Here is a 21,217-nt window from a genome sequence, read left to right on the forward strand (position 1 = left end):
GACAGGCTTTCGGCTTCGACGGTATTGTTAGAACTCCGACCATTCCTTCGTCGCGGCAGCTGTTGCTGTCCTGCCGCCAAAGGCGCGGCTTAACTTCTGTCCGAGTGCGCGGGCAGGCGAGGTCATCTGTTGGCCAGCAACCAAGGCCGGGAGTGTTGATGACGGGCCGGCATCGAGTTTGAAGCGGGCGATCAAGCGTGCGAGATTGGCGGCCTCATTTGCCAGCGAAGTGCTGGCAGCCGTCGTCTCCTCCACCATGGCTGCATTCTTCTGGGTAACCTGATCCATCTGATTGACGGCGGTATTGACCTCGCTCAGCCCGACCGATTGCTCCCGTGCCGATGTCGCTATCTCTTCCATGTGATGGTTGATGGTCAGCACCTGGGCCTCGATCGTCTTCAGTACCGCACCGGTCTCGCTGACGAGTTTAACGCCATTGCCGACCTCGGCCGAAGACGACCGGATGAGGGCCTTGATCTCTTTCGCAGCTTGCGCGGAGCGCTGCGCCAATTCGCGCACTTCCTGCGCCACCACGGCAAAGCCCTTGCCCGCGTCACCCGCCCTTGCAGCTTCAACACCGGCGTTGAGCGCAAGAAGATTCGTCTGGAATGCAATCTCGTCAATGACGCCGATGATGTTGGATATCTGGTTTGACGATTGTTCGATCCGGGTCATTGCATCGACGGCGCGGGCGACGACTTCCCCCGATTTTATGGCGTTCACGTTCGCTTGGTTGGCCACCTGCCGGGCTTCCTCGGCCCGCTTCGATGAGCTGCCGACATTGGCGGTTATCTGGTCAAGTGCGGCCGCTGTTTCCTCCAGTGAGGCCGCTTGCTGCTCGGTGCGTCTGGAAAGATCGCTTGCGCCATGGCTGATTTCCTGCGTCCCGCTATCAATGGTCACTGTGGCATTTGAAATTGCGGAGAGGGTTGTGCTCAGCTGCTGGATCGAGCTGTTGAAATCATGCCGCAGAGCTTCGAAATCAACGGAAAACGCCTCGTTCAGCTGGAAAGCCAGATCACCGGATGCCAGTCGCTTGAGGCCGGCGGCCAGTCCGGATGTCGCCAACTGCAGCCGCTCGGCGGCATCGGCTTCCGCCTGCTGCTGCACTGCAAGCCGGTCCTGCTCGGCGCGCTGCCGGCTGGCCTCCGCATCGGCTTCCAAACGCTTATTCTCAATGGCAGCTTGCCGAAAAGTCTCGACGGCGCCGGCCATCTCGCCGATCTCGTCCTTGCGGCCGCTTTCGGGCACGGTTTTCGTGGTGTCGCCCGTGCTCAGGAGAGTCATGTAGGCTGTCATGCGCGATAGCGGCCTGATCACCCTGAGCAGGGTCAAGACGATCGCGCTGGCGCCAATGATGATGGCGAGCCCAAGTGCCGTGAAAACCGACAGAATGCTGAATTCGACGGCGGAGTTCGTGGTTTCCAGATTTTGCGTGTTGTCCGCAACGTTCTGGTCGACCGCCTGTTGAATGAACTCGCCTGCCTTGTCGTAGAGCGTCTTGCCGTCTCCGAGCAGCAGAGCAATAGCTTCGCCATTCTTGCCATTCTCTTTGAGAGACTTGGCCTGTTCCCATACCTGTCGGTAGGCGGCATCGGCTTCGGCATATTTTTGATAGATTGCGCGCTCGGCATCGTTGCTGAGCGTCGACTGAGAGCCTTTCAGGTCTTTGTCGATTTGAGACTGCGTTTGCGCAATTTCCGATAGGATCTTCTGTTGCGCTTCCGGGGATGCAAGCATGTATCCCAAATGCTCGACCCGCAGATCGCCATAATCGGAATTGAGCTGCCCGAGAGCCAGGACGGATGGCACGGTGTCTTCCGAGATGGAATGCGTGGCCGCGCTGATGGCAGAAAGAGAACGAAGCGCGACGACGCCTTGACCGATGGACACCGCGGCCAAGCTGCCGAAAAGACTGAATAATGTAAATCTAATATTGATACGCATTCTATGCCGCTCCGATTAATTATAACGTGATCAAAAGCATCGTATTGATGCCCGGGAGCCAAGCATTCCTGCGGGTAAATATTTATTAAATTGACCTGATATCTTTGGCTGCGACGCAACATTGGTGCGCATAATGGCCACGGCCTCGCGCAGCGGATAGGCTCAGCAAAAGTTGCAATCGCCACTGATCGCGGCGAGTTGCGCCAAGCAATTGATGATGAGATGACAAAGACATGCTCGCCAAGGCGAGCGTCTTCAGCGTGTGACCGGCTTCAGCGGCGGCGCATGCGATGTGGCGGTACCCGACCGGAAAATTGGGAAGCTTGATCTTCGCTTGCCATCTCTTCCGTTTGAAAGATCTGTCCGATGGGCTGGGGTCTTCCCAAAAAGAAACCTTGTGCCTCGTCGCAGCCCTCGACGCGGAGGATTTCCAGCTGATGGTTGGTTTCCACGCCCTCTGCCAGAACTGGAATTTCGAGGCTCTTGCCAAGGGTCAAGACGGCACGGACGATCGCCTTTGCCTGAATGCTGTTGTCGACCTCGCTCATGAAGGAGCGATCGAGCTTGATCTTGTCGAAGGGAAACGAGCGCAGCGTGTCGAGCGAGGAATAGCCCGTTCCGAAATCGTCGATGGCAATCGTCACGCCAAGCGCCCTGATCTGTCGCAGCACATGCAGTGTCCGCGTCTTGTCGGCGATGATTGTCGACTCGGTAATTTCCAGCTCGAGCCTGTCCGGTGAAAGGCCGGTTTCCAGCAGGATCGAATGGACAAGCTTGGCGAGATCCGCGTGAGCAAATTGTACGGGCGAGAGATTGACGGCGATCTTGTATGGCTTGTCCCAGGAGGCAGCCTCTCGGCATGCCGTCCGCAACACCCATTCGCCGATGATGAGGATCGTACCGCTTTCCTCGGCGATGGGAATAAATTCCGAAGGGGGCACCGCGCCTCGTTCTGGATGATGCCAGCGAAGCAGAACCTCGTAGCCGCAGATGTTTCCTGTGCGCACGGAGGTCTGCACCTGATAGTGCAGGTCGAGCTGATCCAATTCAACGGCACGACGCAGATCCTGTGCAAGCGTGTGGCGCGCACGCGCAGCCTCGTCCATCTTGGATTCATAAAAGCAGACGGCACGGCCGACATCGGCTTTGGCGCGATACATTGCGAGATCGGCATTGCTGATGAGGCGTTCCTGGTCGGTGCCATCATCAGGATAGACGGCGACGCCTATGCTGGCGCCGGTCGCTGTTTCGAAGTCGTCGATGCGGATGGGTTCGAACAGGGTCTTTTCCAGTCGAGCCACGAAATCCAGTAGTTCGCTCTGGGTCTGGAACCGCTTGGCTGCCGCGAATTCATCACCGCCGACACGCGCGACAAACTCGCCATCCTTGACCAGACGCAGAAGCCGACGCCCGATCGCCTTCAACGCCTGGTCGCCTGCCTTATGGCCGCGCAGGTCGTTGATTTCCTTAAAGCGATCAAGGTCTATGCCTATGACCGCGAGCTTGAGCCCGTCTTCTTTGGCATGGCCGATTTCGTTATCGAGGTAGTCGCTGAAGCTGCCGCGGTTGGGCAGGCCCGTCAGCAGGTCATTCAACGCCATATGCTGGAGTTTCTCGATAGATTCGCGCGAGGCGCGCTCGTCGATCATATAGCTGGCAACGCCCGTGCCAATGATAAGCAATCCGCCGCCAGCAACCGCGACCGCCATGGCTTTCAACGCATAGGTATCGATAATCCCGGCGCCGGTTGCCAGCGGCGTGACCGAGACTGCCGTCATTGCAGTGAAGTGAAGCAGGACCACGGCAAAGACGAAAAAGATGAGTGCGGCCTGTGACGCGAAGCGCCAGGGCCGACGGATTGCCTGATTGAGGGCGAACGCGGCGAATGCCACCGACAATATGACCGAGGCGATGACGTAGCCCATGTCCCATTCGACGATGCCGTCGACGTGATAAGCCATCATACCGGTGTAATGCATGCCCGCAACGGCGATCCCGACCAGGGCTCCGCCCAATTCCGGCGCCAATCGCGGCAGGCGCGATAGCGTGACTGCAAAGCCCGCGGCACATCCGGCTATCGCCAGCAGAAAGGAAGCCATTGTAAGGATCGGATCGAAAGCCACGGGCGCACCGACTTCATAGGCCAGCATGGCGACGAAGTGCGTGCACCAGATCGATGACCCGGCGGCTACCCCGGTGAGGAAGATCCAGCCGCCGCGCTGAACGCCATGCGTATTCTCGGCTCGTCGCAACAGATTGAGCGTTATCCATCCGCCGCTGACGCAGACAAATGCCGCAAGAAGAACGAGCCACAGATTATGTTCTGTAACGATGCATGAAAGGACGCGCACGCAGAGAATCCCGAATTTGGTCACCAAGCTCTATGGCATTGCAATATCGCGGCCGCCAGCCTGGATCAATGGCTCAGTGCTTTCACGGGTAAACACTGAAAATCGGGTAAAGACGCCTCGTTCAAAATAGCGAGAAAACGAAGCTCCGCGTCGATTTTCTGGCCGCTACTTAGCCGCGAGCGCGCTGCCTTTTTCGCGGAAAGATCAATTGCCAGCGTCAATTAGCGTTGATCTAGCCTGTGACTTTGTTGTCACCGAATAATTCTGCGGCCATAAAAGTATATTTTCGTTTCTAGGTAAATATTCATTAAATTCATGAAATCTAAAATAGAATCATAGTCATTATCTGAATATCAATATTTATAACCGATAATATTCGTGAGTATATATTAAAATACTACTGCAATCAATATATGCAGCATTTGTTCTTGCAATTTCTACTATAGAGAGTTTGCTGGTGAAGGTATTGAAGGTCGGCGCTAAAGCCTTTCATTCCATATATAAGATTTCGCGAAAATTGGCCGCCGACAGGTCAGGCAATTTTGCGACGATGACGGTATTGCTTGCCGTCCCCCTGATTGCGGCTGCCGGTCTCGCCATCGATGTTACCAATGCCCTTGTGGTCAGAAGCGAGCTTTATAGCGCAGCCGATGCAGCAGCAGTGGGCGCCATCGCGACATCTTCGCCTGCCGTTGCGGCCGCTATGGCCATGACCAATGACGGGACAGTAACCGTTGGTCAGGATGACGCTAACAAGCTATTCTTCGGCCAGGCATCGAGCGATCTGCAGAACATGCCTGTCAACGTGAATATCGCGGTGACGCGAGCTGCGAACGTCGTATCGTCCAGCGTCAATTTCTCTGCCACCGTGCCAACGACCCTGATGCAGGTCCTGGGGAAAACCTCGATCCCGGTCAGCGGTACGGCTTCGGCTCAATATCAGACGGCAAGCTTCATTGATTTCTACATGCTGTTGGACAATACGCCGTCCATGGGCGTCGGCGCGACGGCGGACGATATTACTATGCTGCAGACGCATACAACTGACACTTGCGCCTTTGCCTGCCACAATCTGGATACGACAAACAACTACTACAACTTGGCGAAGAGCCTCAAAATTAATATGCGCATCGATGTCGTACGGCAGGCGACACAATCGCTGACAGATACTGCGACGACAAACCGCCAGACACCCGACCAGTATCGGATGGCTGTCTACACGTTCGGAACCAAGGCCGAAGCGGCGGGTTTGACCGCTGTATCAGCACTTTCGTCGGATATGACGCAGGTTAAGGCATCGACGAGCACCGTCGACCTGATGACCACTCCCAGTCAGAATTATAATAGCGACCAGGATACAAGCTTCGATACGGTGCTGACGCAGATCAAACCGATCATCGGCACCGGTGGTGGCGGAACCACCAGCGCGGACCGGGCGAAGGTGCTGTTCTTCGTGACTGATGGCGTGGGTGACAGCGCGAAGCCGAACACATGCACCAAGCCGACGACGGGCGGTCGCTGCCAGGAGCCGCTCGATATATCCTTCTGTCAGCCGCTGAAGAACCAGAATATCAAGATCGCTATTCTCTATACGACCTATCTGCCGCTGCCGCAGAACGCCTGGTACAACACCTGGATCGCGCCGTTCCAATCGCAGATCGGTACCGATCTGCAAAACTGCGCATCGCCAGGGCTTTATTTCGAAGTCAGCCCGACGCAGGGGATTAACGACGCGATGAATGCGCTGTTCCTGAAGGTCATTCGCACGCCGCGGCTCACAGGCTAACCACGCGCTCTTCAGAGGAGATCGCGTTCGTCATCACGGGCTCCCGCCCGATCCCGCAGCGAAAACATCGGCAGCGCTCTAAATTGCGGCCAGCGACTTGACCAAGCCCACGATCTTCTGCCGCGTCTTGGCATCCTTGATGTTAGCAAAGGCGCGGTTGAGTTCGGTGCCTTCTTCGGAAGACAGGAAACAAACCAGATCATTTCCCGCGCTGATCGTTTGATCCGTGGAAATAACGGATTGGTCGCTCGGCCTGTCAAAAAAATGCGAAATCGGCACGCCCAGACATTCGGCAACGCGCTGCAGGCGGCTTGCGCCGACGCGGTTGGTGCCCCTTTCGTATTTCTGAACCTGCTGGAATGTCACATTCAACCCCTTTGCAAGCGTTGATTGACTAATTCCCAATGCGTGCCGCTGCAGGCGGATGCGCCTGCCGACTTCGACATCGATCGGACTCGGTGATTTATTGTTGGAAATATCTCGCACTGACCCCTCTTTCAGACGATAGAGCCGCCCATCGAGCCATGAGGCGTCGATGAGCGGTGATAGCGAGGCCCCTAGACATCATGTCAGCTGGGCCCGCTACTAAGGACTGCCGGGCCTGACATGAATCCGCAATGTCAATCGATGCGCCTGGCCATCCCGCCCGTTCGTTTCATGCGCATTCGGGACAATGGTCGCGCTATCTGAACTTTTCCGAAGGGGATAGGTGGTGGGTAAGTGCCCGCTTGGTGACGTCCTGACCTAGCCGGCGACCGATTCGCGAGCGATCTGCCGGACGGTATCGATGAAGGCTCTGAGTTTCGGTGCGAGCTCTGCGCGACGGGGGAAATAGAGAAAGAGGCCTGCTTCCGTGACAGCGTGATCGCCCAGGAGTTCGATCAATCGGCCCGCTGCGATATCCGCCTGCACCAGGGGTTCGAAGACATAGGCGAGCCCGACACCGGCCAAGGCCAGCTCGATTGCCGAATGTGACTCCGTGACGATCGCCTGGCCTCGAACCGTGACCGCCACATCCTGCCCGTCTTCGACGAATTCCCATTGATAGAGGCCACCGGAACGGATGAGGCGATAGCCGATGCAATTGTGGTTGGAGAGCTCGCCGAGCGTCATGGGGCGGCCGAAACGCCCGACATAGCCGGGTGAGGCGACGACGATCGACCGGAAAGGTGGGGTGAGGCGGACGGCAACCATATCCTGATCGATCATCTCGCCGATCCGTATGCCTGCATCGAAGCCTTCCGCGACGATATCGGTCAGCCTCTCGTCGGAAAAGATCTCGACTTCCACTTCGGGATAGCGCTCGCTCATGGCTGCGACCAGGCGCGTGAGCGCAAGCGGCAGGCTGATGCGGGAGGCGTTGATGCGCAGTAGGCCGCTCGGCCTTCCCTTGACCGCGCGGATGCGTTCCATCCGCTCGTGAATGTCCTGCAAGGCCGGTGCCACCGTGGCAATGAGGTTCCGGCCCGCCTCGGTCAGCGCCACGCTGCGCGTCGTGCGGGCAAAGAGCGGCTGGCCGAGCCGTTCCTCTACCAGCCGGACGGCGTGGCTGACCGCAGACGCGCTCATGCCGAGTTCATTGGCGGCGGCCGCGAAACCACCGCGGCGAGCCACGGCGACAATGATGGGCAAATGTGCCAGCAGATCACGATCCATTGCTGAGTAATATCGTATAATGCATGCGAATTAAACGGCCTTATCGAAGGGCTGAAAACCAGCGAACTTGCCTCCATCAAATCGCCCGGCTCCAAACTATCGAGCGAGCCTAGGCACCTTAAAAAGGAGCACATCCATGAGCATGGAATTCTATACTCTCGGCAATAGCGGTCTGAAGGTGACACGGCTTGCTCTCGGCACCATGACTTTCGGCACCGAATGGGGCTGGGGATCGGACAAGGAAGCGGCTCGCGCCATCTTCAACGCCTATGTCGATGCCGGCGGTAATTTCTTCGATACCGCCGATGCCTATACCGGCGGAACATCGGAAACCTGGCTTGGCGAATTCATCGCTGAACGGGGACTGCGCGACGACGCTGTGATCTCGACGAAGTTTACCATGAACCTCACCGCACGATCACCCAACGCAGCCGGCAATGGTCGCAAGAACATATTGCGGGCCGTCGAAGCCTCGCTGAAGCGGCTGAACACCGACCATATCGATCTCTATCTGATGCATTGCTGGGACCGCCTGACCCCGCCGGAAGAGGTGATGCGTACCTTCGACGATCTTGTCCGCGCGGGAAAAGTGCTTCATGTCGGTCTCTCCGATGTACCGGCCTGGTACGCCAGTCGAGCCCAAGCGGTTGCAGAATACCGCGGCTACGAGCCGATATCGGCTCTGCAGCTTGAATATTCGCTGGTCGAACGCAATATCGAAAACGAGTTCGTTCCCTTCGGCACGCGCTATGGTGCAGGCATCATGGCGTGGAGCCCGCTGGCGAGCGGTCTTCTCAGCGGCAAGTATCGCCCAAGCGCTACGCAACAGACGGATGGCCGGCTTGAAACGTTGCGCGGCACCACAAATCCCGGCTTTCAGAAGTTCAACGAGCGCAACTGGGCTATCGTTGCGGAGCTGGAAAAGGTGTCGGCCGAGCTTGGCCGCAGCATGGCCCAGGTGGCGGTCAACTGGGCGATGACCCAGCCGGGCCTGGCCTCGATCATCATCGGCGCCACCAAGCTCGAGCAGCTGAAAGACAATCTCGGCGCCTTGGACTTCCAGATCCCGGCGGAGTTGCGTCAACGGCTCGATGACGTCAGCGCCCTGCAGCCGACCTTCCCCTATTCCTTCTTTGGATCGGAAATCCAGGGAGCGATGACCGGCGGCCAAACGGTCGGCAACAAGCCGGTCGGTTACTATCCGGATCTGAATATTTCGGGGAAGTTTGCGGGCGTTAGCTGACGTTGCGTGTAGGGAATTGGTTTGCGTCGGTAGCAATGGCGGCGCAAAACCCGTCATAATGCAGGGGCGCCTTGTTTCCTCCGACTTCTGCTGCTACTGAGCCCGCCGTGGCTTCAGGAAGCCACAAAATCCGGTCGCAGCCCACCCGGTCAAAACAAGGGATCCTGAATTATGAAGACTATCGTCGTCTGCTCCGGCGGACTGGACTCCGTTTCGCTCGCCCATAAGGTCGCAGCCGAACATCAGCTTATCGGCCTCGTCTCCTTCGACTATGGCCAGCGGCATCGCAAGGAAGTGGAATTCGCCGCAGCCTGCGCAAAACGCCTCGGCGTGCCGCATGAGATCATCGACATCACGGCCATCGGCAAGCACTTGACCGGATCGGCTCTCACCGACGACATTGACGTGCCGGACGGGCACTATGCCGAAGAGAGCATGAAGACGACCGTGGTCCCGAACCGCAATGCCATCATGCTCGCGATCGCCTTTGGGCTCGCGGCTGCGCAAAAGGCGGATGCGGTCGCCGTTGCCGTTCATGGTGGCGATCATTTCATCTATCCGGATTGTCGGCCCGGCTTCATCGAAGCGTTCCAGCAGATGCAGAACCATGCGCTCGACGGCTATGCCAGCGTCTCGCTCTATGCGCCTTTCGTGACCGTCTCGAAGGCCGATATCGTCACAGATGGTGCGCGGCACCAGACGCCATTTGCCGAAACCTGGTCCTGCTATAAGGGCGGCGAGCGTCATTGCGGGCGTTGCGGCACCTGCGTCGAGCGGCGCGAGGCCTTTCATCTCGCGGGCATCGCGGATCCGACCGACTACGAAGATCCGGATTTCTGGGTGTCGGCGACATCAGGCTTTTCAGCTGAAGAGGTGAAGTGATGTTCCGTATTACCAAGGAATTTCACTTCTCTGCGTCGCATCAGCTCTCGCATTTGCCCGACGATCACCAGTGCGCGCGGCTGCATGGGCATAATTATATCGTCGTTGTGGAGCTTTCGGCCGGTGAACTGGATGCCAACGGCTTCGTGCGCGATTATCACGAGCTCCAGCCGCTGAAGCGCTATATCGACGATGAATTCGACCATCGCCATCTCAACGATGTCCTCGGCCATGATCGCATCACTTCGGAGTATCTGGCCAAGCATTTCTACGACTGGTGCAAGGTTCGACTGCCGGAGACCTCCGCAGTGCGTGTCAGCGAGACGCCGAAGACCTGGGCGGAATATCGGCCATGAGCGCGTCGCGCATTCGCGTCAGCGAGATATTCGGCCCGACGATCCAGGGCGAGGGCATCCTGATTGGCCTTCCGACGGTTTTTGTGCGCACCGGCGGCTGCGACTACCGCTGTTCGTGGTGCGATACGCTGCATGCGGTCGATAGCGAATACCGCGACCAATGGCGGCCGATGTCGGTTGACGAAATCTGGCAAGAGGTGACGCGCCTTTCCGGTGGCAAGCCGCTGACGATATCGCTTTCGGGCGGCAATCCGGCAATCCAGCCGCTTGGCCCATTGATCGCGCATGGTCATGCCGAAGGCTATCGCTTCGCGTTGGAAACGCAGGGAAGTGTCGCCAAAGAGTGGTTTGCCGAGCTTGATACGCTGGTCTTGAGCCCGAAGCCGCCATCGAGCGGCATGTTGACGGATTGGGCCGCTTTTGACGACTGTCTGCGCATGGCTGAGAATGGACCGCAGATCGCGCTGAAGATCGTTGTGTTCGATGACGCGGACTATGCTTATGCACAGGAAGCCGCTTCCCGCTATCCGCATCTGCCGCTCTATCTGCAGCCCGGCAACCATACGCCGCCGCCACCCGATGCAGAGGATGCGGTCGTCGACATCGAAGGCATCATGGACCGGATGCGCTGGCTGGTAGACAAGGTCTGTGATGACAGATGGTTCGAGGCGCGGGTTCTCCCGCAGCTGCATGTGCTCATCTGGGGCAACAGGCGCGGCGTCTGAGCGTGAACCGAGCCTTATTGCCAGCTTGATGTCGCGACGGTCGCAACATAACTCAACATTTTCGAATACAGCTACATGAAGCGCCTGCTATTCCTCCCCGGAGCGGCATCGCAGGCGCGTGCGTGACAGATGCGCGGTCCGGTGAGATAGTTTTGCGCGCGATGGTTCGCGTATCCGGCATACCAGCGAAAGCAGCGAGCGCGACATGGCGACAACAGATCAATCTCATATTCTCATCGTTGAGGACGATGCCGATATAGCGGGGATGCTGGTCGAACTCGTGCGCAGCAATGGCTTCAGGGCTGTTTCCGCGCCGAACGGTGCGGAAATGGATCGTATGCTGGTGCGGCAAAGCTTCGATCTCATCGTGCTCGATGCCATGCTGCCCGGAGAAGACGGCTTCAGCATCTGCCGGCGCCTGCGTGCGGATAAAGCCATTCCGATCCTCATGCTGACAGCTCTACAAGAAGACATCGATCGAATTCTGGGCCTCGAACTCGGCGCGGACGACTATGTGACGAAGCCTTTCAATTCCAGGGAGTTAATGGCTCGTATTAAAAGCATTCTGCGAAGAGCTTCCTATGCTCAGCAACCGGATGACAGCCTTATGCCCATGTCCTTCTCCGGTTGGCGCATCGACCCCAAGAGCCGGCAGCTATTCGATTCCGATGGCGCGGAAGTTTCCATGACCACGGCGGAGTTCGATCTGCTTCTCGCGTTCTGCCGCAATCCCAACCGGATATTGACGCGCGAGCAGCTTCTGTCGATGACGCATGCCGGTTCGGCCGGGCCGGTGGAGCGCAGCATCGATGCCCATATCAGCCGCGTGCGCCAGAAGATCGAGCCCAATCTCAAGGAGCCGTCCTTCATCAAGACGGTGCGGCTCGGCGGCTATCTCTTTGCATCCAAGGTGGAGCGGCTGGCATGATCAACTTTCGTACAGCCTCCATACGCACGCAGATCCTCGTGCTTGCGACGCTGTTGACAGTCCTCGTTTCCGTCGTTGCCACGCTCTCCGAGCCGTATATCTACGGTCGCCATGACAAGGGCATCCAGATCGGCTTGCTCGCCGGCAGGATCGAGCTGGTCATGGATCAGTTCCGGCGCACCCACACGGCGCAGGAGGAAGCGGACGTTCTGAAGTCTGCGGCAACTCTGGGTATTCAGGCGGAAAAGGCATCCGCCGAACAAATGACACTCGCAGATGATGCGGGCGCACCGGGCGATATCCTAATACGGGTGCGTGCTTTGCTTGAGGGTGGCTTTTTCCAAACTATCGAGTGGTTGCTTGCCGGCGCGTCGCAATCCCATGTACTCCTGCTGAAAGTGGACGCCACGCGCGCACTCGTCTTTCACATGCCGGTCTTTTCGCCTTATCTCTGGCTTTTGCCCGCCGTGGCGAGCGGGGTTTTGAAGATCGTCATCCCGCTTGCGCTTTTGGCCTATTTCAGCAGCCGGCTGATCACCCACCCAGTTGCCCGCTTCGCGGCTGCCGCCGAAGAGGCGAGCATGGACGACAATCTGGAGAAACCTTTCGCTACCGAAGGCGCCGCGGAGATCAGGAGCCTTGCCACCTCGTTGAACATCATGCGCAGCCGCATTCTGGAGATGGTCGACAGCCGGACGCGAATGCTGAGCTCGATCAGCCATGATCTGAGGACGCCGTTGACCAGGCTGCGGATGCGGGCCGAGCACTGCGCACAGCCAGATCTGCAGCGTCAGATGCTCGCCGACATCACCACTCTTGGCAATATGATCGACGAAAGCCTGGCATTCCTGACGAATGCCTATCACAGCGTGCCATCCCGCAAGGTCGATATCTCAAGCCTGCTCCAGACGATCGCGACCGATTTTTCCGAGACTGGCATTGATGTGAGCTTCAGCGGGCCTCGGCGGCTCACCTGTATATGCAGGCCGGAATCCATCACACGCGCAGTGAACAACCTGGTCGAAAACGCATCGCGCTACGCAAATCACATTGAGATCGAATTGCAGAGCGCGGCTGAAGGTGGTGTGCTGATCAAGGTCAGTGACAACGGGCCGGGCTTGAGCGACGAACTCAAGGCGCGCGCGCTGGAGCCGTTTTTCAAGGTCGACAAGGCCCGCACGACGGGTACAGGCGGTGGTTTCGGCCTCGGCCTGCCGACCGCCGAAGGAATCGTGCGGAAAGGGCATGGCGGACGGATGACATTGACTGATCGCAAGCCTCACGGCCTGATCGTCGAAATCAATCTTCCCTCCGGGCGGGAGCAAAGCGAGGTTAGGCTGGCCGGCGCATCACGCAGGTAGCCTAGCGCTTTGGGCCTATCAGTCCCCATGCTTCCGGGCAGGCGGCTTGCTGGCGCGCGGATGCAAGACCCGCGAACATTTCCGCACATTAAAGAAAACACCGCAATCCGGCGAAGCAATAGAGCTGGCCCTGGCAAATTCCATTCACATTCCTCCAGGAGCCAAATCATTGCTCAGACCCTCTTTCGCCAGCGGCACGCTGATTGCCCTCTGTTTGGCTGTTGCCGGCTGCACGACAGCCGACCCGACCGTCTATTCAGGCTTGGCCTCAGCGCCACAACTCCGACCCAACACCCAGGATCAGACAGGTCGCACACCCTATCGATATAAAGGGCCCGTCGACTGGCGATCCTATAGCAAGATCATCGTCGATCCAGTTTCCGTCTATGGCGGTCCGGACAGTCAGTTCGTCAAGATCGCGGATGCGGACAAGTCGCTGCTTGCAGCCTACATGCAGCAACAATTCGTCGAGAAGCTTAGAACCCGCTTTGCGATGGCGACTATTCCAGGTCCCGGAACGCTTCGGCTTCATTTGACGCTGACCGGCGCGAAGACCACAACACCGGTGCTCGGCCCATTCACGCATATCGACGTCGGGGGCGGGGTCTACAACACCGTACAGTCGGCTCGTGGCCGTGAAGGTTCCATGACGGGCTCTGTCAATTACGCAGTGGAACTCTACGATGCCTCGACTAACCGCCTACTGCTCGCTTACGTGACCAAGCAATATCCGAACGCGCTCAATATCGGCGCGAGCTTCTCATCGCTGGAAGCCTCGAAGGTCGGCATTCGGAAGGGCGCCGAGGCTCTGCTCGCGGAGATCCAGTAATCGGCCACGGTCCATTACGTTGCCTCGCCGCCACGATTGCTATGGCGAGGCAACAGCCTACCGGTTCTTGGGTCGCTCGCGCAACGAGCGCTCAATCTCGTCAGGATTAGTCTTGCTCGGAACGATCCGAGGCCTCGCTCGTTGTGTGATTCACGTCGCCATCGAAGATTTCCGACAACGTTTTCAGGATCTGCTGCACGCCCGGATGGTCGCAAGTATAGTATCTAAACTGCGCCTGACGGCGCACTTTGACAATTCCGGAATGATAAAGTCGCGTCAAATGTTGGCTCAGTGCAGACTGAGATATTCCTAGCTTTTTAGCCAGGCTGTTTACGTCTTCCTCGTGCCCGGACAAGTAGATGCAAACTTCCAGGCGTTTCGGATTGGCAAGCTGGCTGAGAAGATCTGCGTGATATGTGAGACGCTCGTCTTCTGTAGTTTGATCTGAGTACATGACGCGGTCCGTCGTTTATAGCGAAAGCTGTTGACCTTCGAAGGTCAGATGTCACGCGATAAAAAACGCAAAAGTTGCAAAATTATGTTCGGAATTATTTGCAATATGCTGCGCTCCTCGCGGGGCAACCAGTCCTCCCACTCAGGCAGATCGGCATTGATCAACCCTTCGTCAATCGACAAGTAGGGTCGTATTGTGATTTGTGAATATGTGAAGCAGCCGTTTTGCAATTATTCTGTAACAAAATCGAACGAACTGCCTTGTTTTTGTCCGGCTTTTGACATCGCACTGCAAATTAAACCGCTTATCTTCCTTAGTAACGAACAGGAGATAACGATGACCCATAGGGACCTGACGATCGCCCAAGTTCTTAAAGACCCCTTGATCCGGCAGGTCATGCGGGCGGATCGCATCTCTGTTGCCGGCATGGCAAATCTGTTGCAGGACGCTGCGCACAGGCAACAGCTTGCGCAAGGGCTCGCCTTGTCGGCTGGCCGCGCGTCGATTGCCAAGACATCGACGCGGACCAACACTCAGATCGATTTGCGCTAGTTTCGTTGCTGCCATCTCCCAGTGCACCTCCATAAAGGAGAAACCGGCCGACGGTTCATCGGCCGGTTCGTTGTCAAAGTGCGCCACTCCGGTTGAGCGAAATCGCGTATACACTGGTGGTTGCGGTCATGAAGAGCTTGTGTTTGCCACGACCTCCGAAGCAGAGGTTGGAAACCGTCTCCGGCACCAGGATCTTGCCCATCAAATGGCCGTCAGGCGCGATACAATGCACACCATCCGCCGCCGATGACCAGAGATTGCCATCGCTATCGAGCCGCATGCCATCGGCACAGCCCGGCGAAATCACATGGAATACCTCTCCGCCCGACAGGAGCCAGTTCTCGCCGACATTGAAGACGCGAATGTGCTGGGGATCACTGATATGCATGCGGCCGGTATCGGCGACATAGAGTTTCTTTTCGTCCGGGCTGAATGCGAGCCCATTCGGGCAATTGAAGTCCGTCAGCACCGCGTGCATGGTGCCGGATGGGTCGACACGATAAACATTGCAGGGCAGCTCCTGCTCGCTTCTGTGACCCTCATAATCGGTGGCGATGCCGTAGTGAGGGTCGCTGAACCAGATGGCGCCGTCGGAAGCGACGATGACGTCATTCGGCGAATTCAGCCGCTTGCCCTGATAACTATCGGCAATCACGGTGATCGATCCATCATATTCGGTACGCGTTACGCGCCTGCCGCCGTGCTCGCAGCTGACGAGGCGGCCCCGCCGGTCGCGCGTATGGCCGTTCGAGAAGTTCGATGGCTCTCGGAATATGCTGGTACCGATGCCAGGTATCCAACGCATGATACGATTGTTGGGAATGTCGGAGAAGAGCAGGCAGTTCAGATCTCCGAACCAGACCGGCCCTTCGACCCAGTCGAAACCGGTGGCAATCTGCTTGACGGGAGCGTTGCCGAGGACGAATTTCCCGAAAGCGGGATCCATGATCTCGAAGAACGACATTGTGACAATACCTCCCATAATGTTACATCGCATGATCGATGTGTTATCGATAACATATCCAAATGAGTCCGCAAGCTGGGAGAATAGTGCATGAGCCATATTCTGACGTCGAGTGTCTTGAGCGACGAGGGTGTGATGACGTTGCTGACATCGGCCATTTCGGCCGCCAACGCGATGGGGCAGCCGCAATGCATCGTCATCGTCGATCAGAGCGGCGTGACGCTCGGTTCTTTCCGCATGCGCGGCTCGCGCTTCCAGTCGCTGAAAAGCGCGCTTGCCAAGGCGCAGACGGCTGCCTCGATCGGTGCGCCGAGCAATTCCCTGCCGGAACATGCCAGGGTGCCACTGGCGATCGCCACGCATGGCGGGATGACGGGTTTGCGCGGCGGCTTGCCGATCCGTATTGCCGGTGTGCTCTTGGGCGGTATCGGGGTTGGATCAGGCTCCGGTGAACAGGACGAGCAGGTTGCACTTGCCGCCCTCAAGGCGATCGGCGCTGATCTCGAATAGTTAAATCCGTTATATGAGATCCGCCTTTCCCAGACGGATCTCATGCTATTCCTTGCAGATCAGGCAAAAACGATCTGCGCCTTCATGGCCTTGCTGCGGTCCGAGGCGATCTCGAACGCGCTGATCGCATCGGCGAGCGGTACCGAATGGGTGATGAGTGGGCGCACGTCGATGAGACGCTTGCGCATCAGGTCAACACCGACCGCAAACTCTTCATGGAAGCGGAAGGACCCGCGCAGCTCCAGCTCCTTGGCGGTGATTGCAAGCATCGGCAGGCTCATGTCGCCGCCGATGCCGAGCTGCACGATGATGCCGCGCGGTCTGAGCGCCGCAATGCCGCCGACAAGAGCGGCGGCGGCACCCGAGCATTCGTAGAGCACGTCGAAAGTGCCCTTGTCCGCGGAGTAGGCGGCAAGCGCTTCAGGATCGTCCCTGGTGTTGATGATCCTGTCGGCTCCTGCTTCCTTGGCGAGTGACAGGGTGAAATCCGAAAGGTCGGTGGCAACGATCTCACCTGCGCCGGCGCGGCGTGCGGCGAGGATCGACAGGACGCCGATCGGGCCGCAACCCGTGACCAGAACGCGCTTGCCGAGCATTTCGCCGGCGCGTCTGGTCGCATGCAGCGTAACGGCGAGCGGTTCAGCCATGGCAGCTTCGCCGGGCGTCAGGCCATCGGCCGGCACGCATTGAATGGCGTCGGCGACGAGCGTCTCGCGAAATGCGCCTTGAATATGCGGGAAAGGCATGGCGCTACCGTAGAAGCGCATGTTGAGGCATTGGTTGGGCAACCCCTGCAAACAATAGCGGCAGGCTCCGCATGGGCGTGAAGGGGAAACGGCGACGAGTTGGCCGACTTCGAGCCCATGAACGCCAGGCCCGAGTGCAATCACGGTTGCACTGACCTCGTGGCCGAGGATCATCGGCTCCTTCAAGCGCACGGCGCCGAAGCCGCCGTGATGGTAGTAATGCAGGTCGCTGCCGCAGACCCCACCGGTGGCAAGCCTCAGCTTGACTTCTCCCGTACCCGGCTCTTCCTCCGGATAATCCTCGATCCGCAGATCCTTGGCGGCGTGAGCGACGATGGCCTTCATGTCTTTCTCCTCAAAGAACGGGTGTCGGCAATGCCTGCCCGGCGAAATGGGCGGTGAGATTGTCGCGAACGAGCTGACCCATGGCCTTGCGCGTCTCAATTGTGCCGGAGGCATGATGCGGCTGAAGCAGCACGTTGTCGAGCGCCAGGAAGCGCGGATTGAGCTTCGGCTCGCCTTCGAAGACATCGAGCGCAGCTGATCCGAGTTTGCCGGCTTCCAGCGCCTCCAGCAGCGCTTCCTCATCGATGTTTGATGCGCGGGAAATGTTGATCAACATGCCTTCCGGGCCGAGCGCCTCAATCACCTGCCGCCCGACGATGTGGCGAGTCACAGCCGATGCTGCGAGTGTCACGAACAGGAAGTCCGATTGCTTTGCTAATTCAATTGGATCGGCCACGAAGGTCATGTCAGATACAAAGGATTTTGCCTCGACATCGGAGTAAGCAATCTGCATATCGAAGCCCTTCAGGCGCTTAGCAACTTCGAAACCGATGCGGCCAAGGCCGAGCACGCCGGCACGCCGCCCCCAGACGCGGCGCTTGAGGGGGTAGAGACCTTTTTCAGCCCAGCTGCCGTCACGCACCCAGGTTTCGGCGCCGAGCATGCCGCGTGACTGGCAGAGCATCATCGCGATTCCAAGGTCGGCGACGTCATTGGTGAGCACGTCGGGGGTATTCGTCACCCGGATGCCACGCTCGCGGCAAGCCTGCAGATCCACGGCATCGAAGCCGACGCCATAGACCGAAATGAGCTCCAGGTTGGGGCAGGCCTCGATCATGGCGCGGTTTGCGCCGAGCTCGCCGCGCGTTGCGATTGCTTTGATCGACGGCCCGATTTCGGCTAGCATTTTGGCCTTGTCGATGGCCTCGAAGTATCGATGGACCTGAAATGCTGCATCGAGCGGTTCCTGATCCCATTGCGGATAGGGCCCGACCTGCAGGACTGATGGCTTGCTCATCTTTCGCATCTTCCCTTGACATCGAATGTTATCGATAACATAAACAAGACCAATAGTGCTTGTCGAGATAAAAAACGGAGGAAACGGTGTCTCTTGGCCTCTTCGATCTGAAAGGGCGGCGCGCCCTTGTTACGGGTTCATCGCAAGGCATCGGGTTTGCGCTCGCCAGGGGGCTGGCGGCCGCTGGCGCCGAACTGGTGCTCAATGGTCGCGACGAGGGGAAGCTTGCCAAGGCGGCCGAGGGTTTTGAAGGCAAGGCCCATATCCTGCCATTCGATGCCACGGATCATGAGGCCGTGCGCCGCGCCGTCGATGCTTTCGAGGCGGATACTGGCGCGATCGATATTCTGGTGAACAATGCCGGCATGCAGTTCCGCACGCCGCTGGAGGATTTTCCCGCCGATGCCTTCGAACGGCTGCTGCGCACGAACGTATCGAGCGTCTTCAATGTCGGGCAAGCGGTGGCACGGCACATGATCAAGCGAAAGGCCGGCAAGATCATCAACATTGCCAGCGTGCAGACGGCGCTGGCGCGTCCCTCGATCGCTCCCTATACCGCGACCAAGGGTGCCGTCGGCAATCTCACCAAGGGCATGGCGACGGATTGGGCGAAGCATGGGCTGCAATGCAATGCCATCGCGCCCGGTTATTTCGATACGCCATTGAACGCGGCGCTTGTCGCTGAAGCCGATTTCTCGACGTGGCTGGAAAAGCGCACGCCGGCCGGCCGCTGGGGGCAGGTCGAAGAACTCGTCGGCGCCTGCATCTTTCTTGCATCCGATGCATCCTCCTTTGTCAACGGACATGTCCTTTATGTCGATGGTGGCATTACTGCCTCGCTCTGACGAACGGCCACCACACCGTTTCGTCGTCATGGGCGTCAGCGGCTGTGGCAAATCTTCAGTGGGCGCGGTACTGGCCGCCCATCTTGCCGGCATCTATGTCGACGGCGACGATTTGCACCCGGCCGCTAACGTCGCCAAGATGCGCCTCGGCATCCCATTGACCGATGGTGATCGCTGGCCCTGGCTCGATAAGGTTGGCGCGTGCCTGGCACTGGCAGACGATACCGCGCTGATCGGATGTTCGGCATTGAAGCGCGTCTATCGCGATCGGATCCGCGCAGCGGTCGGCGCGCCGGTTTTCTTCATTCATCTTGCCGGCACAAGAGAGATCATTTTGCGACGGATGGAGGCACGGCAGGATCATTTCATGCCACCGGCACTGCTGGATAGTCAGTTTACAACGCTTGAACCACCCGGTTCCGACGAGTGGGCAATTACCGTCGATATCGACCAGCCGCTGGATGCGATCGTGGCTGCGATCATTGCCGCATTGGAGGAGAAATAATCATGAGCAACAGAGTGGCGCTGATTGGTGCGGGCGCGATGGGCGGAGCCATCGGCACCCGTTTGGTGGAGACCGGCAACAGCTTGACGGTTTTCGATCTCGATAGGGAAAAGGTGGCAGCGCTCACCGGCAAAGGGGCGAGTGCTGCCGACACAGCCGCCGCGGCCGCCGCGGCATCGGATTTCGTCATCCTGAGCCTGAATTCACCCGGGATCGTCCGTGCCGCGGTTTTCGGCCCGCGCGGTGTTGCTGAGGGGGCAAAGCCGGGCACCTTGATCATCGACATGTCGTCGATCGATCCCGATGCGACCAAGGCACTAGCGGCGGACGCAGCGGAAAAGGGGTTGCGCTGGGTGGACAGCCCGCTTTCGGGCGGCGCGCCAAAGGCGCTCATCGGGCAGCTGACCCTGATGGCCGGCGGCAACGAGCGGGATGTCGCGGACGCGCATCAGGTGTTGCAGCATGTCGCTTCGAACTACACCCACATGGGGCCTGTCGGCGCAGGCCAGACGACAAAGCTCATCAACCAGGTTCTCTGCGCATTGAATTTCCTTGCGGTCGCCGAAGCGACGCAACTGGCGCTCGATGCCGGGGTCGATGCGGCAAAGATTCCACAGGCACTGAAGGGAGGTCGGGCCGATAGCGCCATCCTTCAGGAATATATGCCGCGTTATGTCACCAAGGATTATCGGCGTACCGGCCGGATCGACAACATGGTCAAGGATCTGAACGGCGCCCAGGATCTTGCCCGGCGCACCAATACGGCCATGCCGCTGACGGCTGCCTGCGCCGAGATCCATCGCATGCTGACGGCCGCCGGCCTCGGCGGCGAGGATCAGGCGGCATTGATGGAATTCTTCAAGGGTCCGAACAAGGAGATCGCCGGATGATTACCCGCTATGCACTATTCGAAGGCAAGGTCAGGGATGGGGAGGCCGAGGCCTTTCGCACCGCTGTCATGGAGACGATCCTGCCGAAATGGAAACAGTTTCCAGGCGCGCTCGATGTGCGTGTGACATTTGGCGAAGCGCGCGATGAAGGCGCCCCGGAATTTCCGATGATTCTGGCCGTCAATTATCCGGATATGGCGGCAGTTGAGACGGCTCTCGCCAGTCCCGTCCGCACCGAGGCCCGGGCGGCGACGGAAGCCGTACTCTCGCGCTTTTTCGAGGGGCGGATCCATCACCATGTCACTCTCGCTCATGAGTTCGAGCTCTGAGCGGTCTTCCTCCCATTTCTTCTCGACACGGAGCCGTGAGGCTCCGTGCTCGTAT

At 58.5% G+C, this 21,217-nt stretch carries 22 protein-coding genes; 14 read left to right on the plus strand and 8 right to left on the minus strand.

All coding sequences use genetic code 11. The features are described from left to right. Positions 1 to 27: 27 nt before the first annotated feature. The gene (locus tag ACQZ6F_RS00530; protein WP_449095390.1) at positions 28 to 1,947 is read right to left on the minus strand and encodes a HAMP domain-containing methyl-accepting chemotaxis protein; all 1,920 of its coding nucleotides are present in this window, start codon (positions 1,945 to 1,947) and stop codon (positions 28 to 30) included. Between the two features lie 272 nt (positions 1,948 to 2,219). Beyond that, on the minus strand, positions 2,220 to 4,298 hold the full coding sequence (locus ACQZ6F_RS00535; protein WP_449095389.1) for a putative bifunctional diguanylate cyclase/phosphodiesterase: 2,079 nt from the start codon (positions 4,296 to 4,298) through the stop codon (positions 2,220 to 2,222). Positions 4,299 to 4,794: 496 nt separating this feature from the next. On the opposite strand from ACQZ6F_RS00535, the gene ACQZ6F_RS00540 reads away from it, so the two are divergent. After that, positions 4,795 to 6,084, plus strand: a complete 1,290-nt coding sequence (locus ACQZ6F_RS00540) for a TadE/TadG family type IV pilus assembly protein (RefSeq protein WP_449095471.1) — start codon at positions 4,795 to 4,797, stop codon at positions 6,082 to 6,084. 78 nt (positions 6,085 to 6,162) lie between these two features. On the opposite strand, the gene ACQZ6F_RS00545 is transcribed toward ACQZ6F_RS00540, so the two are convergent. Next, positions 6,163 to 6,570, minus strand: a complete 408-nt coding sequence (locus ACQZ6F_RS00545) for a helix-turn-helix domain-containing protein (RefSeq protein WP_449095388.1) — start codon at positions 6,568 to 6,570, stop codon at positions 6,163 to 6,165. Between the two features lie 258 nt (positions 6,571 to 6,828). Beyond that, positions 6,829 to 7,740 (minus strand): LysR family transcriptional regulator, encoded by a 912-nt coding sequence (locus tag ACQZ6F_RS00550; RefSeq protein WP_449095387.1) that lies wholly within the window; start codon positions 7,738 to 7,740, stop codon positions 6,829 to 6,831. Positions 7,741 to 7,876: 136 nt separating this feature from the next. On the opposite strand from ACQZ6F_RS00550, the gene ACQZ6F_RS00555 reads away from it, so the two are divergent. From ACQZ6F_RS00555 to ACQZ6F_RS00585, 7 genes are all read left to right on the plus strand, one after another. Beyond that, positions 7,877 to 8,983, plus strand: coding sequence for an aldo/keto reductase (locus ACQZ6F_RS00555; RefSeq protein ID WP_449095386.1), 1,107 nt, complete (start codon positions 7,877 to 7,879; stop codon positions 8,981 to 8,983). Between the two features lie 171 nt (positions 8,984 to 9,154). Further along, a complete protein-coding gene (queC, locus tag ACQZ6F_RS00560) occupies positions 9,155 to 9,865 on the plus strand; it encodes a 7-cyano-7-deazaguanine synthase QueC (protein WP_267554601.1) in 711 nt (236 codons plus the stop codon). Then, on the plus strand, positions 9,865 to 10,221 hold the full coding sequence (queD, locus tag ACQZ6F_RS00565; RefSeq protein WP_077467168.1) for a 6-carboxytetrahydropterin synthase QueD: 357 nt from the start codon (positions 9,865 to 9,867) through the stop codon (positions 10,219 to 10,221). The genes queC and queD overlap by 1 nt, the downstream gene beginning before the upstream one ends. Next, on the plus strand, positions 10,218 to 10,946 hold the full coding sequence (gene queE / locus ACQZ6F_RS00570; RefSeq protein WP_449095385.1) for a 7-carboxy-7-deazaguanine synthase QueE: 729 nt from the start codon (positions 10,218 to 10,220) through the stop codon (positions 10,944 to 10,946). The genes queD and queE overlap by 4 nt, the downstream gene beginning before the upstream one ends. A gap of 205 nt (positions 10,947 to 11,151) precedes the next feature. Next, positions 11,152 to 11,874 carry a response regulator gene (locus ACQZ6F_RS00575; RefSeq protein WP_449095384.1) on the plus strand — a complete coding sequence of 241 codons (723 nt, stop codon included), beginning with the start codon at positions 11,152 to 11,154 and terminating at the stop codon, positions 11,872 to 11,874. Beyond that, entirely contained in the window at positions 11,871 to 13,235 is a 1,365-nt protein-coding gene (locus ACQZ6F_RS00580; protein ID WP_449095383.1) for an ATP-binding protein, read from the plus strand. Before ACQZ6F_RS00575 ends, ACQZ6F_RS00580 begins: the two co-directional genes overlap by 4 nt. A 169-nt stretch (positions 13,236 to 13,404) precedes the next feature. Beyond that, complete coding sequence (locus tag ACQZ6F_RS00585; RefSeq protein WP_449095382.1) at positions 13,405 to 14,064, plus strand: DUF3313 domain-containing protein; 660 nt, start codon at positions 13,405 to 13,407, stop codon at positions 14,062 to 14,064. A 106-nt stretch (positions 14,065 to 14,170) separates the two neighbouring features. Here the strand turns inward: ACQZ6F_RS00585 and nrcR are convergent, their stop codons facing one another. Beyond that, positions 14,171 to 14,518, minus strand: coding sequence for a transcriptional regulator NrcR (gene nrcR, locus ACQZ6F_RS00590; RefSeq protein WP_068392279.1), 348 nt, complete (start codon positions 14,516 to 14,518; stop codon positions 14,171 to 14,173). Positions 14,519 to 14,854: 336 nt separating this feature from the next. Here nrcR and ACQZ6F_RS00595 point away from each other — a divergent pair, with 336 nt between their 5' ends. Continuing rightward, positions 14,855 to 15,070 (plus strand): hypothetical protein, encoded by a 216-nt coding sequence (locus ACQZ6F_RS00595; protein WP_449095381.1) that lies wholly within the window; start codon positions 14,855 to 14,857, stop codon positions 15,068 to 15,070. Between the two features lie 73 nt (positions 15,071 to 15,143). Here the strand turns inward: ACQZ6F_RS00595 and ACQZ6F_RS00600 are convergent, their stop codons facing one another. Continuing rightward, positions 15,144 to 16,034 carry an SMP-30/gluconolactonase/LRE family protein gene (locus ACQZ6F_RS00600; RefSeq protein ID WP_449095380.1) on the minus strand — a complete coding sequence of 297 codons (891 nt, stop codon included), beginning with the start codon at positions 16,032 to 16,034 and terminating at the stop codon, positions 15,144 to 15,146. A gap of 90 nt (positions 16,035 to 16,124) precedes the next feature. On the opposite strand from ACQZ6F_RS00600, the gene ACQZ6F_RS00605 reads away from it, so the two are divergent. Beyond that, positions 16,125 to 16,544: a GlcG/HbpS family heme-binding protein gene (locus ACQZ6F_RS00605; protein WP_449095379.1), complete on the plus strand. Its 420-nt coding sequence runs from the start codon at positions 16,125 to 16,127 to the stop codon at positions 16,542 to 16,544. A gap of 59 nt (positions 16,545 to 16,603) precedes the next feature. On the opposite strand, the gene ACQZ6F_RS00610 is transcribed toward ACQZ6F_RS00605, so the two are convergent. Both ACQZ6F_RS00610 and ACQZ6F_RS00615 read right to left on the minus strand, forming a co-directional pair. Next, positions 16,604 to 17,635: an L-idonate 5-dehydrogenase gene (locus tag ACQZ6F_RS00610; RefSeq protein ID WP_449095378.1), complete on the minus strand. Its 1,032-nt coding sequence runs from the start codon at positions 17,633 to 17,635 to the stop codon at positions 16,604 to 16,606. A gap of 10 nt (positions 17,636 to 17,645) precedes the next feature. Continuing rightward, complete coding sequence (locus ACQZ6F_RS00615; RefSeq protein WP_449095377.1) at positions 17,646 to 18,593, minus strand: 2-hydroxyacid dehydrogenase; 948 nt, start codon at positions 18,591 to 18,593, stop codon at positions 17,646 to 17,648. 86 nt (positions 18,594 to 18,679) lie between these two features. Between ACQZ6F_RS00615 and ACQZ6F_RS00620 the strand changes: the two genes are divergently transcribed. Genes ACQZ6F_RS00620 through ACQZ6F_RS00635 form a run of 4 tightly spaced genes read left to right on the plus strand, consistent with a single transcriptional unit; the run spans position 18,680 to position 21,162 of the window. Further along, positions 18,680 to 19,438: an SDR family oxidoreductase gene (locus ACQZ6F_RS00620; RefSeq protein ID WP_449095376.1), complete on the plus strand. Its 759-nt coding sequence runs from the start codon at positions 18,680 to 18,682 to the stop codon at positions 19,436 to 19,438. Further along, on the plus strand, positions 19,413 to 19,943 hold the full coding sequence (locus ACQZ6F_RS00625) for a gluconokinase (protein ID WP_449095470.1): 531 nt from the start codon (positions 19,413 to 19,415) through the stop codon (positions 19,941 to 19,943). The genes ACQZ6F_RS00620 and ACQZ6F_RS00625 overlap by 26 nt, the downstream gene beginning before the upstream one ends. A 2-nt stretch (positions 19,944 to 19,945) precedes the next feature. Continuing rightward, complete coding sequence (locus ACQZ6F_RS00630) at positions 19,946 to 20,833, plus strand: NAD(P)-dependent oxidoreductase (protein ID WP_449095375.1); 888 nt, start codon at positions 19,946 to 19,948, stop codon at positions 20,831 to 20,833. Further along, a complete protein-coding gene (locus tag ACQZ6F_RS00635) occupies positions 20,830 to 21,162 on the plus strand; it encodes a hypothetical protein (RefSeq protein ID WP_068392306.1) in 333 nt (110 codons plus the stop codon). The genes ACQZ6F_RS00630 and ACQZ6F_RS00635 overlap by 4 nt, the downstream gene beginning before the upstream one ends. Positions 21,163 to 21,217 lie beyond the last annotated feature (55 nt).

It is taken from the genome of Rhizobium sp. A22-96 (assembly GCF_053521805.1).